Below are 12,984 nucleotides of genomic sequence, written 5' to 3'. Positions count from 1 at the left end.
GCTCAGCCCGCGACGAAGACGCCGGCGAGAGTCTTCTTGCCGCGCCGGAGCACCGACACTCCCCCGGGCAGGCTCCCGGTCACCACCGCATCGTCGGCCTCGATCCGTTCGCCGTCGAGGGAGACGCCGCCCTGGGCGATCGCGCGACGCGCTTCGCCCAGGCTCGAGACGAGCCCGGTGTCGACCAGCGCCTGCACCACCGTCGTCCCCGCCGCGACCTCCGCGTGCGGCAGCTCGTCGAGAGCTTCGCGCAGCGTCCGCGCGTCGAGTCCCGACAGGTCGCCCTGACCGAAGAGGGCGTCGGATGCGGCGATCACGGCCGCCGTCGCATCCTCGCCGTGCACGAGGGTCGACACCTCGGCGGCCAGGCGCTTCTGCGCCGCACGGCGGAAGGGCTCGGCCTCGACCAGTCGCCCGTACTCCTCGATCTCGGCGCGGGTCAGGAACGTGAACACCTTCAGGCGCTCGACGACATCGGCGTCGTCGGTGTTGAGCCAGAACTGGTAGAACGCGTACGGGCTGGTGAGCTCGGCGTCGATCCAGATCGCGTTGCCCTCGCTCTTGCCGAACTTCGTACCGTCGGAGTTCGTGATCAGCGGCGTTCCGATCGCGTGCACCGAGGTGCCCTCCACGCGGTGGATCAGGTCGGTGCCGCTGGTGAGGTTGCCCCACTGGTCGCTGCCGCCGGTCTGCAGCACGCAGCCGTACTGGCGGTACAGCTCGAGGAAGTCGAGCCCCTGCAGGATCTGGTAGCTGAACTCGGTGTAGCTGATCCCGGCCTCGGAGTTGAGACGCGCGCTGACGGCGTCCTTCTTCAGCATCGTGCCGACGCGGTAGTGCTTGCCGATCTCACGGAGGAAGTCGATCGCGCTGAGCGGAGCGGTCCAGTCGAGGTTGTTGACCATGCGCGCGGCGTTGTCGCCGTCGAAGCTCAAGTAGCGCTCGACCTGCTCGCGGAGGCGCTGCACCCACTCGGCGACGGTCTCGCGGGAGTTGAGGGTGCGCTCGGCGGTGGGTCGCGGATCGCCGATCAGCCCGGTCGAACCGCCGACGAGTCCGAGCGGACGGTGCCCGGCCAGCTGCAGACGCCGCATGGTGAGCAGCTGCACGAGGTGCCCGAGGTGCAGGCTCGGAGCCGTCGGGTCGAATCCGCAGTAGAAGACGATCGGCGGTCCCGAGAGCGCTTCGCGCAGTGCCGACTCGTCGGTCGAGACGTGCACGAGTCCTCGCCAGACGATCTCGTCCCAGACGTTCTCGAAGGTGGGATCGATCATCGGTTCGGCGGCGTCAGACACGACGTCGAGCGTATCAAGCGGGGCGACGCCCGCCCGACGTCACAGCCCGAGCTCGTGGGCGAGCGTCTGCGCGCGGGCGACGAGCTGCGCGCGCTGCTCGGCGACGCGTTCAGGTGCGGTGCCGCCCACCCCCGTGCGACGGCCGACCGAGCCCTCGATCGAGAGCACCTCGCGCACCGCCGGCTCGAGCAGGGGCGAGACCGACGCGAGCAGCGCGTCGTCGGCGTCCTCCAGGCCGATCCCGCGGTCCTCGCACGCGCGCACGAGCTCGCCCGACACCTCGTGGGCATCGCGGAACGGTACGCCGCGGGTGACGAGCCATTCGGCGACGTCGGTAGCGAGAGAGAAGCCCTGAGGTGCGAGGTCGGCCATGCGGTCGGTGTCGAAACGCAGCGTCGCGATCATCCCGGTGAACGCCGGGAGCACCGTCTCGAGGGTGGTGACGGTGTCGAAGACCGGCTCCTTGTCCTCCTGCAGGTCGCGGTTGTATGCCAGCGGAAGACCTTTCAGCGTTGCGAGGAGTCCCGCGACGTTGCCGATCAGGCGACCCGACTTGCCGCGCGCCAGCTCGGCGATGTCGGGGTTCTTCTTCTGCGGCATGATGCTCGAGCCGGTCGAGTAGGCGTCGTCCAGGGTCACGAAAGAGAACTCCCGCGTGTTCCAGAGGATGATCTCCTCCGACAACCGCGACAGGTCGACCCCGATGAGCGCACCGACGAAGGCGAATTCGGCCACCACGTCGCGCGCGCTCGTCCCGTCGATCGAGTTCTCGGACGGGCGGGCGAGACCGAGTTCGTCGGCCACCAGCTGCGGGTCGAGGCCGAGCGTGGACCCCGCCAGCGCACCGCCGCCGTACGGCGAGACCGCCGCACGCGCCGACCAGTCGCGCAGTCGTTCGAGGTCGCGCACCAGCGGCCAGGCATGGGCCTGCAGGTGGTGCGCGAGCAGCACCGGCTGCGCGTGCTGCAGGTGCGTGCGGCCGGGCATGATCGCGTCGGCGTGGGCGTCGGCCTGCGACACGAGGGCGTCGATGAGCCGCACCACGTCGCGGGCGACCACCCGGGCGTGGTCGAGCAGATACAGGCGCACCAGGGTCGCGATCTGGTCGTTCCGGCTGCGTCCGGCGCGGAGCTTGCCCCCGAGCGCCGGGCCGACGATGTCGATGAGGGCTCCTTCGAGGGCGCCGTGGACGTCTTCGTCGTCGGGCGCCGCGACGAGCGATCCGTCGGCGACGCGACGAGCCAACTCGTCGAGCCCCTCGTGCATGGCCGCAGCCTCGTCGGCGGTGAGGTATCCGGCCGCGGTGAGAGCGGTGGCGTGCGCGTGCGATCCGGCGATGTCGTACGGCGCGAGCACCCAGTCGAAGTGGGTCGACCGGCTCAAGGCGGCGAGTTCGGGCGACGGACCCCCGGCGAATCTGGCGCCCCAGAGCGCTCCCTCGTTCGTGCCGTGACCGCTCGTCGTGCTCATCCTCTCAGCCTACCGACGGCGCCACGGGAGTCCGTTCCGGGTCGCGCACCGTCCAGCGCGCGGCGCGGTCGGTCGCCGCCTCCAGCGGTCCGCGCCCGACGAAGAGCGCCCACAGCGTGCATCCGATCACGAGGCCGAGGGTCAGCGGCCAGAACGGTTCGAGCTCGCGGAAGGCGGTCAGCGCACCGGTCTCGCCCAGGACCGACCCCGCCCAGATCGCCCAGACGATCAACTGCGCGCTATACGCGGTCAGCGGCATCGCGCCGACGGCGCGCAGCGGGACCGCCACCCAGCGCAACGGCGTTCGACACAGGAGCAGGCACCCGGCGATCACGGCGACGGCGAAGGCACCCGACCCGACGACCTCGAGCAGACCCGTCGAATGCGCCTCGGCGGTCCAGACCGACGCGAGATAGCCGCGCTCGAACGTCGGGTCGGCCCCCGTGGTCACGGCGAGCGCCGAGACGACGGTGGCGACACCGGCCCCGGCGGCGAGCATCGCGCCCTGCACGGACAACGAGCGGAGGTCGATGCGTCCGAGGGCCATCCCCACGAGGAGGAAGGCGATCCACGTCGGGAACGGATAGGCCCATCCGACCGTGACGGCCACCGACTCACCGAGGGGCGTCTCCCAGAACGGCAGGGCGTCGAGCCAGGCCTGCACGAACGGCATCACCACGGCGACGACCACCGCGATGCCGATCAGGGCCGGCGCCCGCAGGCCGAGGAACGGCAGGGACAGCAGGAAGAGGATCGCGTACGCGGGGAGGATGACGTAGACCGGAACGCCGGTGGCCGCGAGCAGGAGGCCGAGCACCCACAGCACGCCCGCCCGCACGGCGAGTCTGCCCGACGCGCGGGCACGGGCCCCGCCGCGCAGTGGTGTGCGCCCGCCGGTCACCAGCGCGATCGACACCCCCGCGAGGGTGGCGAACAGGATCGACGACCGCCCGTTCACGATGTCGACCCACGTCTCGGGGCGTGCCGAGTCCCACGGCTCGATCGACAGGAGGTGGGCCGCCAGCATCCCGACGACCGCCAGCCCGCGTGCGAGGTCGAGCCCGGCCAGACGGCCGGGCCCGTCGAGGCGCGCCCATCGCGAGCGCACCCAGGAGGTCATTCCTGTCGCAGCAGCCACACCAGGAGGGCCTTCTGCGCGTGCAGACGGTTCTCGGCCTCGTCCCAGACCACGCTCTGCGGTCCGTCGATGACCTCGGCCTCGACCTCGTACCCGCGGTCGGCGGGGAGGCAGTGGATGAAGATCGCGCCCGGGTCGGCGAGCGCCATGAGCTCGCGCGTGACCTTGTAGGCGCCGAGGTCGCGCAGGCGTGCCTGCTTCTCCTCCTCTTTGCCCATCGACACCCACGTGTCGGTGACGACGACGTCGGCCCCTTCGGCCGCGCGCACCGGGTCTGCCTCGAGCACGACCGAACCGCCCGTGCGGGCGGCGATCGCCTGTGCGTCGGAGACGACATCGGCTCGCGGCGCGTACTCCGCGGGGGAGGCGACCCGCACGTGCATGCCGGCGGTGACCCCGGCCAGCAGGTACGAGTGCGCCATGTTGCTGCGCCCGTCGCCGAAGAACGACAGCGTGAGCCCGGCGAGCTCGCCCTTGTGCTCGCGGATCGTGAGCAGATCGGCGAGCAGCTGGCACGGGTGGAAGTCGTCGCTGAGGGCGTTGACCACCGGCACCCGCGTGCCCCGCGCCATCTCCTCGAGCCCCGACTGCGCGTAGGTGCGCCACACGATCGCGGCCACCTGCCGCTCGAGCACGCGGGCCGTGTCGGACGGGGTCTCCTTGCCGCCGAGCTGGCTGTTCGCGGTGGAGATGATCAGCGGCGAGCCGCCGAGATCGGCGATGCCCACCGCGAACGAGACCCGCGTGCGGGTGGATGACTTGTCGAAGATCACCGCGACCGTCTGGGGCCCGGCGAGGGGCTTCTGCGCCCAGCGGTCGCGCTTGAGCTCGATCGCGAGGTCGAGGATCTCGGCCTGCTCGGCCGGGGTCAGGTCGTCATCGCGCAGCAGATGGCGGGTCACGCGGGTACCTCCGCAGGTGTGTCGGGTGTAGCGTCGGGCGTCTCGTCGAGGATCAGGGCATCGCGCACGGTCGCGAGCGACGCGTCGAAGAGGGCGAGGAACTCGTTTACCTCGGCATCGCCGATCGTGAGCGGCGGGGCGAGGCGGATCGTGTCGTCGTTCGCCGCGTTGACGATGAGCCCGTGCTCCTGGGCTGCGGCGACGACGGCCTTGGCCACGGGATGGGTCAGCGCGACGCCGAGGAGCAGTCCGGCGCCGCGGATGCCGCCGACGAGCGGCGAACCGAGGCCGGTGATCCCCGCGCGGAGCTGCTCTCCGCGTGCGGCGGCGTTCTGCACGAGGTCCGCACGCTCGATCTCGTCGAGCACAGCGCCGGCGACGGCCGTCGCCAGAGCGTTGCCGCCGAAGGTGGAACCGTGGGTCCCGGGGAAGAACAGGTCGCTCGCGTGGCCGAAGGTGACGAGGGCGCCGATCGGGAACCCGCCGCCCATGCCCTTGGCGAGCGTGATCGCATCGGGCACGATACCGGCGCGCTGGAAGGCGAACCACTCCCCCGTGCGCCCGGCACCGGTCTGGATCTCGTCGATGATGAGGAGTGATCCGGATGCTTCGGTCAACCGCCGAGCGGCGGTCAGGTAGCCCTCGGGCAGCTCGACGACGCCGGCCTCGCCCTGGATCGGCTCGACGAGCACGGCGGCGACGCGGTCGTCGAGCGCCGCCTCGAGCGCCTCGATCGTCGCATCGATGTGCTCGACGCCGGGGGTCATCGGGAGGAAGTCCGCCTGGAGCGCCGGCTTGCCGGTGAGCGCGAGGGTTCCCATGGTGCGTCCGTGGAAGCCGCCCTTGAGCGTCAGGATGCGGGGCCTGGCCGAGCCGCCGTGCAGGCGCGCCAGTTTGAAGGCCGCTTCGTTGGCCTCGGCCCCGGAGTTGCCGAAGTAGACCCGGCCCTCCGGTCCCGTGCCGGCGAGACGCTTCAGCCGAGCGGCGAGCGCGAGCTGAGGCGGGGTGGCGAAGTAGTTCGAGACGTGCGCGAGGGTCGCCGCCTGCCGCGAGACCGCGTCGACGAACACCGGGTGCGCGTGCCCGAGCGAATCGACGGCGATACCGGCGAGGAAGTCGAGGTAACGACGCCCCGCGTCGTCGAAGAGGTGGGAGCCTTCGCCGCGCACGAACAACGCCATGCGGTCGCCGAAGCTCCGCACGAGGTCGCGTCCGGCGTCTTCCTGCCAGGTGGTGTCGGTCATGCGACGACCTCCGTTCCGATTCCCTTGCTGGTGAACAGTTCGACGAGCACCGAGTGCGGCACGCGTCCATCGACGATGGCGGCCGTCGGCACACCGCCGTCGACGGCGTCGAGGCACGCCTGCATCTTCGGGATCATGCCCGACTCGAGCCGCGGCAGCATCGCGCGCAGTTCGGTCGAATCCAGGTGCGAGACCAGCGACTCCCGGTTCGGCCAGTCGGCGTACAGGCCCGCGACGTCGGTGAGCACGACGAGCTTCGTCGCGCCGAGCGCCACGGCGAGCGCCGCGGCCGCCGCATCCGCGTTCACGTTGAGCGAGTGACCCGGGTGATCCAGGTCGGGGGCGATGCTCGAGACGACCGGGATGCGGCCCGCGTCGAGGTGGTCGAGCACGGGGCGCGGGTCGACCGACACGACGTCGCCCACTCGTCCGAGGTCGTGCTCGACGCCTTCGACGGTGACACCGCGGCGCCGACCGCCGAAGAGTCCGGCGTCCTCGCCGCTGAGCCCCGTTGCGAGGGGCCCGTGCGCATTGATCTTCGCGACGAGCTGGGGATTGATCTGCCCGGTGAGCACCATGCGCACGACGCTGATCGCCTCGGTCGAGGTGACGCGGTAGCCGCCCTTGAACTCGCTCGGGATGGCCAGCCGGTCGAGCATGGACGAGATCTGAGGACCACCGCCGTGCACGACGACGGGCTTCACGCCGACGTAGCGGAGGTAGGCGATGTCTGCCGCGAAGGCGTCTTGCAGCTCGTCGCTGACCATCGCGTTCCCGCCGTACTTGACCACGACGATCTGGTCGCGGAACTTCTGCAGCCAGGGCAGCGACTCCACCATGGTGGCCGCCCGCGCACTGGCGGTCGCGGGATCGGTGTCTTGCAGGTCGATGTCGCTCATGAGGAGTAGGCGCTGTTCTCGTGGACGTAGTCGTGCGTGAGGTCGTTCGTGTAGATCGTCGCGGTGGCGTCGCCGACCTTGAGGTCGATGACGACCTCCGTCTCGCGAGGCGTCAGGTCGACCTCCTCGCGGGGCCGGTCGGGCCCGCCGTTCGAGCACACGCGCACCCCGTTCATCTCGACGTCGACCGCGTAGGGGTCGAACTGCGCCTGCGTCGTGCCGATCGCGGCCAGCACCCGGCCCCAGTTGGGGTCGTTGCCGAAGATCGCGGCTTTGAAGAGGTTGTTGCGCGCGACGGAGCGCGCCACCTCGACGGCCTCGTCTTCGGTGGCCGCGTGGACGACGGTGATCCGGATGCTGTGGCTCGCGCCCTCGGCGTCGGCCTGCAGCTGCACGGCCAGGTCGAGGCAGACCTCGGTCAGCGCGCGCCGGAAGGCATCGGGGTCGGGGACGACGCCCGAGGCCCCGCTCGCGAGCAGGGTGACCTGGTCGTTCGTCGACATGCAGCCGTCGGAGTCGAGCCGGTCGAAGCTCACCCGGGTGGCGGCACGCAGGTGCGCGTCGGCGTCGGCCGCGTCGAGCACGGCATCGGTCGTCAGCACGACCAGCATCGTGGCCAGGCCCGGCGCCAGCATCCCGGCACCCTTCGCCATACCGCCGATCGTCCACCCGTCCTCGCTGCGCACGACGGTCTTCGACACCGAGTCGGTCGTCATGATCGCCTCGGCGGCGGCCTGCCCGCTCTCGGCGTCGAGCGCCGCGACGCTCTGGGCGACGCCCTCGAGCACCTTGGCACGGAAGACCTCGTCGCCGGTGCCGATGAGTCCTGTCGAGCAGACGAGCACATCGCCTGCGCCCACCTCGAGCAGTTCGCCCACCCGTTCGGCCGTGAGGTGCGTGGTCTGGAAGCCGAACGCCCCCGTGAAGCAGTTGGCCCCGCCGGAGTTGAGCACGATGGCCTCCACGACACCGTCGCGGATGACCTGTTCCGACCACAGGATGGGGTTCGCCTTCGCCCGGTTGGAGGTGAAGACCGCGGCGCCGACCTTGAGCGGTCCGCGGTTGACAACGAGGGCGACGTCGCGCTTTCCCGACGATTTGAGGCCGACGGCCACTCCGGCCGCGTCGAATCCTGCGGGGGCGGTCACGCTCACGGGGCGACTCCGTTCACGGTGAGGGCGCGGTCTTCGGGAAGACCGAGCGCGATGTTGAGGGACTGCACGGCGGCGCCGGCGGTGCCTTTGACGAGGTTGTCGACCGCGGCGACGACGACCACGCGGTTCGCCGCCCGGTCGATCGCGAGGCCGAGAAGAGCGGTGTTCGCACCCAGCACGTCGGCCGTCCGGGGGAACTCGCCCTCGTCGAGCAGCTGGACGAAGGCCTCGCCGGCGTACGCATCGGCCCAGGCCTCGCGGATCTGCGCGTCGGAGACGCCCGGGGCGATCGGTGCGGTGCTCGTCGCGAGGATGCCCCGCGCCATCGGCACGAGCACGGGCGTGAAGGAGATGCGCACATCGCCGACAGCGCCGGCGCCGACGAGCGCCTGCCGGATCTCGGGGATGTGCCGATGGGAGCCGCCGACGGCATAAGGGTTCGCCGAGCCGAGGATCTCGCTGGCGAGGAGGTTGGTCTTGAGGCTCTTGCCCGCCCCCGACGGACCGACGGCGAGCACCGTGACGATGTCGGACGGATCGATCACTCCCGCGGCCACGCCCGGCGCGAGGCTCAGGGCGACCGTGGAGGCATTGCATCCGGGCGCGGCGATCCGCGTCGCACCCGCGAGCAGTTCGCGCTGCTTGGCGCCGTCGACGACCAGTTCGGGCACGCCGTACGTCCACGGGGCGTGGAAGTCGCCGCCGTAGAACTGCGCCCAGGCCGACGCGTCGGTGAGGCGGTGGTCGGCGCCCGCGTCGATCACGATCGGGGTGTCGGCCAGCGCATCGGTGTACTGCCCCGACTGCCCGTGCGGGAGCGCGAGCACGACGATGTCGTGGCCGGCGAGCACCTCGGGCGTGGTGTCCTGCAGCGTCAGGTGCGAGAGGGAGCGCAGGTGCGGCTGGTGACGAACGAGCGGCTGGCCGGCGTTCGAGTGCGCCGTGACGGTGCGGATCTCGATGTCGGGGTGCGCGGCGAGCAGGCGCAGGATCTCGCCGCCGGCATAGCCGGATGCGCCGGATACGGCGACCGAATAGGTCATGCTTCCACCTTATTGTCTGGGGTCACGGGCCAAAGACGGCGACGCCCGTGCCGCACGACGGCGGGAAGCGGGGTCGCCTAGAGTCGGCGGCCGCGGCGCTCGCCCACGACGCCTGAGACGGCGGAGGCGGCGGAAAGCATGTCCCGACGATAGCCGCGGGTGCGCAGCATCCGCAAATCCGCGCGCCGCGCCGCCCCGAGACACCCCTGTCGGCCGAGACACCGCGCCAGGCGGGGCGTCTCGGCCGAAAACCGGGTCTCACCGAGAGCGGATGCTATTCCCGCAGCGTCGCGCCGAAGCGCTCGGCGGCGACGGCCACGCCCGCCAGACGCGCCTCCGACGCCTCGGCGGCGGTGAGGGTGCGGTCGGGCGCGCGGAACCGCAGCGCGAACGTGAGGCTCTTGCTGCCGTCGGGGAGGCCCTGGCCGCGGTAGTCGTCGACCAGGCGGAGCGACTCGAGCAGGCCGCCGGCACCGTCCACCAGCGCGGCGCGCACGTCGCCCGCGGGAAGGCTCGCGTCGACGACGAGCGACACGTCCTGCGTCGCGGCGGGGAACCCCGAGAGCGATGCGGCGACGACGCGGTCTCCGCCGAGCGTCAGGAGCAGGTCGAGGTCGAGCTCGGCGACGACGACGCGACCGGGGAGGTCGGCGGCCTCCGACACGGCGGGCAGCAGCTCGCCGACGTAGCCGACCTCGGTCGCGCCCACCGTGACCACGCCCGCGCGACCCGGGTGAAGCGCCGCCCGGGTGGTCTGCGCCAGCCCGATCTCGACGCCCGCAGCACCGGCGATGATCCGCACGGCGTCGATCGCGTCGGCGAGCCCGGCCGTGACGGCCGGCTGACCGGGCTGCTTGTCGACGATCGGACCCGTGAGGAGCACGGCGACGTGACGGCGCTGCGGAGGAATGGATGCGTCGAGCGCGACGAGGGTCGCCGCGTCCGGACGCACGCCCAGCGGCGGCACCGTGTCGGTGCCGTACGTCACGCCGGGCTCGGGGAGGAACACCGCACCGGTCTCGAAGACCGCGAGGTCGGTCAGGCCACGGGCGACGTTGCGATGCGCCGCCTGCAGCAGTGCGGGTATGAGCGACCGGCGCAGGAACGGCGCCTGCCCGTCGAGCGGGTTCGCCATCTTGACGCTCGGGAGGTGCTCGCCGCTGGGCGAGCCGTGCAGGTCGTTCTGCTCCTCGGTCGTGAAGGGGAACGACGGCGTCTCGACGTAGCCCGCGGCCGCCAGCGCGTTCGAGACCCGGCGACGACCCTGCTGCGCGGTGGTGAGGCCACGGCCCGAGGGCGGCACGGGCAGGACCGACGGGATGAGGTCGTACCCTTCGATGCGCGCCACCTCCTCGGCGAGCGTCCACTTGTCGGTCACATCGGGACGCCACGACGGCGGCACGACGGCCCACGGTTCGACGGAGGTGTCGACGTCGCAGCCGACGAGACGCAGGGCCGCGGCGATCTGCTCGTCGGTGTAGTCGACGCCGATGAGACCCGAGACGAAGCCCCGCGGCAGGGCGATCGCTGCGCGCTCGTAGGTCGCCGACAGCGATCCGCCGAGTTCGGTGTCGAGCGTGCCGCCGGCGAGCTGCACCATGAGTTCGGCGACGCGTTCGGCGGCGACGAACGGTACGAGCGGGTCGACGCCGCGTTCGAAACGACGGGATGCTTCGGACGGCAGCTTGTGACGGCGAGCGGTGCGCGCGATCGAGACCGTGTCGAAGGTGGCTGCTTCGATGAGCACGTTGCGGGTCGCGTCGCCCATCTCCGTCGGACCGCCGCCCATCACCCCGGCCAGGCCGATGGGCCCCGACTCGTCGGTGATCAGGAGGTCTTCGGGGTGGAGCGTGCGCACCTGACCGTCGAGGGTCTCGAGCTTCTCCCCCGGCTCCGCGCGACGCACCGTGATGCCGCCGGTGAGCGCGTCGAGGTCGTAGCCGTGGATCGGCTGGCCGAGCTCGAGCATCACGTAGTTGGTGATGTCGATGAGTACGCCGAGCGAGCGGATGCCCGCGAGCGAGAGCCGCGCGATCATCCACGCCGGGGTGGGCCGTGTCGCATCCACGTCGCGCACGATGCGCGCGACGAACTCCGTCGCGCCCACCCGGCCCCGGATGGGGAGGCGGTCGTCGACGACGATCGAGAATCCGGACGGGGTGCGGGCCGCCGCATCCGCGTGTCCCGCTCCGGGATCGCGGAAAGCGGCTCCCGTGGCGTGCGAGTACTCCCGCGCCACGCCGCGCAGCGACAGCGCGTAGCCGCGGTCGGGGGTGACGTTGATCTCCACCGCGACGTCGTCGAGTCCGAGGAGCGCGATTGCGTCGGTGCCGGCGGGCGCGTCGATGCCGAGTTCGACCAGACGCAGGATGCCGGAGTGCTCCTGGCCGAGCCCGAGCTCCTTCGCCGAGGCGATCATGCCGTCCGAGACGTGCCCGTAGGTCTTGCGCGCAGCGATCGGGAACGGACCCGGCAGCACGGAGCCCGGCAGGGTCACGACGACCTTGTCGCCGGGGAAGAAGTTGCCCGCGCCGCAGACGACCCCTCGCGGGGAGTCCTCTCCGACGTCGACCTGGCACCAGCGGATCGTCTTGCCGTTGGACTGCGGCTCCTCGACGAACTCGAGCACCTCGCCGACGACGATCGGACCCTTCAGCTCGAACCCGTGGACGTCCTCCTCTTCGAAACCGACGCGCACGAGCGAGGCGAGCACGTCTTCGGGCGTGGCCTCGGGGGCGACGTCGACGAACTCGCGCAACCAGGAGAGCGGGACGCGCATCAGACCACCATTCCGAACTGTTCGCTGAAGCGCACATCGCCCTCGGCCATGTCGCGCATGTCTTGCACGTCGCTGCGGAACATCAGCGTCCGCTCGATCCCCATTCCGAACGCGAAACCGGAGTACACCTCCGGGTCGATGCCGGCCGCGCGCAGAACGTTCGGGTTGACCATCCCGCAGCCGCCCCACTCGATCCAGCGCGCTCCGCCCTTGAAGGTCGGGTGCCACAGGTCGAGCTCGGCGCTCGGTTCGGTGAAGGGGAAGAAGTTCGCACGGAACCGGGTCTTCGCCTCGGGTCCGAAGAGCACGCGGGCGGCATGATCGAGGGTGCCCTTGAGGTTCGCCATCGTGATGCCCTTGTCGACGACGAGTCCTTCGAACTGGGTGAACACGGGCAGGTGGGTGGCGTCGAACTCGTCGGTGCGGTAGACCCGCCCGGGGCACAGCACGTAGATGGGCAGATCGCGCTCGAGCATCGAGCGCACCTGCACCGGCGACGTGTGCGTGCGCATGACGAGGTGGCGGTCGACCGGGTCGACGAAGAACGTGTCCTGCATCTGACGCGCCGGGTGGTCGACGTCGAAGTTGAGCGCGTCGAAGTTGAACCACTCGTGCTCGAGCTCGGGCCCTTCGGCGATCTCCCATCCCATGCCGACGAAGATGTCCGAGATCTGCTCCTGCAGGAGCGAGATCGGATGCCGCGCACCCACGCGCGCGCGGCGGGGCAGGGCGGTGATGTCGACGCGCTCGGACTCGAGCTTCGCGGCGGTCTCGGCCTCGGCGAGCTCGCCCTCCCGGGCAGCGAGCGCCTGGGTCACGCGGCCGCGGGCCTGCCCGACGAGCTTGCCGAACTCGGCTTTGTTCTCGGGGGCGACCTGGCGAAGCCCCGCGTTCAGCCGCGCCAGGGGCGAGCCTTCCGCGGTGTGCGCCGCACGCGCGGCCTTGAGGTCGGCGGTGGTGGTCGCGGCGGCAATGGCAGCCAGGGCGGCATCGACCGCGGCGGCTACCGCTTCAGGGGTGATCTCGGGGGCATCGGACACGAGAGACGAGTCTACCGACG

At 71.2% G+C, this 12,984-nt stretch carries 10 protein-coding genes; all 10 read right to left on the bottom strand.

All coding sequences use genetic code 11. The annotated features are described in order from the left end of the window. Positions 1-2: 2 nt before the first annotated feature. Positions 3-1,274, bottom strand: coding sequence for a tyrosine--tRNA ligase (gene tyrS, locus FVP77_RS03905; RefSeq protein ID WP_147894426.1), 1,272 nt, complete (start codon positions 1,272-1,274; stop codon positions 3-5). Between the two features lie 60 nt (positions 1,275-1,334). Next, a complete protein-coding gene (gene argH / locus FVP77_RS03900) occupies positions 1,335-2,765 on the bottom strand; it encodes an argininosuccinate lyase (protein ID WP_147893332.1) in 1,431 nt (476 codons plus the stop codon). Positions 2,766-2,769: 4 nt separating this feature from the next. Beyond that, positions 2,770-3,903 carry a heparan-alpha-glucosaminide N-acetyltransferase domain-containing protein gene (locus FVP77_RS03895; RefSeq protein ID WP_246133957.1) on the bottom strand — a complete coding sequence of 378 codons (1,134 nt, stop codon included), beginning with the start codon at positions 3,901-3,903 and terminating at the stop codon, positions 2,770-2,772. Continuing rightward, positions 3,882-4,805, bottom strand: coding sequence for an ornithine carbamoyltransferase (gene argF, locus FVP77_RS03890; protein WP_147893331.1), 924 nt, complete (start codon positions 4,803-4,805; stop codon positions 3,882-3,884). Before argF ends, FVP77_RS03895 begins: the two co-directional genes overlap by 22 nt. Next, positions 4,802-6,049 carry an acetylornithine transaminase gene (locus tag FVP77_RS03885; protein ID WP_147893330.1) on the bottom strand — a complete coding sequence of 416 codons (1,248 nt, stop codon included), beginning with the start codon at positions 6,047-6,049 and terminating at the stop codon, positions 4,802-4,804. Before FVP77_RS03885 ends, argF begins: the two co-directional genes overlap by 4 nt. Beyond that, positions 6,046-6,948 (bottom strand): acetylglutamate kinase, encoded by a 903-nt coding sequence (argB, locus tag FVP77_RS03880; RefSeq protein WP_147893329.1) that lies wholly within the window; start codon positions 6,946-6,948, stop codon positions 6,046-6,048. Before argB ends, FVP77_RS03885 begins: the two co-directional genes overlap by 4 nt. Beyond that, the gene (argJ, locus tag FVP77_RS03875; RefSeq protein WP_147893328.1) at positions 6,945-8,102 is read right to left on the bottom strand and encodes a bifunctional glutamate N-acetyltransferase/amino-acid acetyltransferase ArgJ; all 1,158 of its coding nucleotides are present in this window, start codon (positions 8,100-8,102) and stop codon (positions 6,945-6,947) included. The genes argB and argJ overlap by 4 nt, the downstream gene beginning before the upstream one ends. Next, positions 8,099-9,145 (bottom strand): N-acetyl-gamma-glutamyl-phosphate reductase, encoded by a 1,047-nt coding sequence (gene argC / locus FVP77_RS03870; protein ID WP_147893327.1) that lies wholly within the window; start codon positions 9,143-9,145, stop codon positions 8,099-8,101. The genes argJ and argC overlap by 4 nt, the downstream gene beginning before the upstream one ends. 274 nt (positions 9,146-9,419) lie before the next feature. Then, positions 9,420-11,924 carry a phenylalanine--tRNA ligase subunit beta gene (pheT, locus tag FVP77_RS03865; RefSeq protein WP_147893326.1) on the bottom strand — a complete coding sequence of 835 codons (2,505 nt, stop codon included), beginning with the start codon at positions 11,922-11,924 and terminating at the stop codon, positions 9,420-9,422. After that, positions 11,924-12,964, bottom strand: coding sequence for a phenylalanine--tRNA ligase subunit alpha (gene pheS / locus FVP77_RS03860; protein WP_147893325.1), 1,041 nt, complete (start codon positions 12,962-12,964; stop codon positions 11,924-11,926). Before pheS ends, pheT begins: the two co-directional genes overlap by 1 nt. Positions 12,965-12,984: the final 20 nt, after the last annotated feature.

Origin of the sequence: Microbacterium hatanonis (assembly GCF_008017415.1) — a bacterium.
GTDB lineage: Bacteria > Actinomycetota > Actinomycetes > Actinomycetales > Microbacteriaceae > Microbacterium > Microbacterium hatanonis.
The sequence above is the reverse complement of the archived record's forward strand: the minus strand, read 5'-3'. Positions and strand labels throughout refer to the sequence as shown.

Excerpts from the sequence above, each read along its gene's own strand:
- tyrS (WP_147894426.1), bottom strand. The coding sequence starts at position 1,274 with ATGATCGATCCCACCTTCGAGAACGTCTGGGACGAGATCGTCTGGCGA.
- argH (WP_147893332.1), bottom strand. The coding sequence starts at position 2,765 with ATGAGCACGACGAGCGGTCACGGCACGAACGAGGGAGCGCTCTGGGGC.
- FVP77_RS03885 (WP_147893330.1), bottom strand. The coding sequence starts at position 6,049 with ATGACCGACACCACCTGGCAGGAAGACGCCGGACGCGACCTCGTGCGG.
- argB (WP_147893329.1), bottom strand. The coding sequence starts at position 6,948 with ATGAGCGACATCGACCTGCAAGACACCGATCCCGCGACCGCCAGTGCG.
- argC (WP_147893327.1), bottom strand. The coding sequence starts at position 9,145 with ATGACCTATTCGGTCGCCGTATCCGGCGCATCCGGCTATGCCGGCGGC.
- pheT (WP_147893326.1), bottom strand. The coding sequence starts at position 11,924 with ATGCGCGTCCCGCTCTCCTGGTTGCGCGAGTTCGTCGACGTCGCCCCC.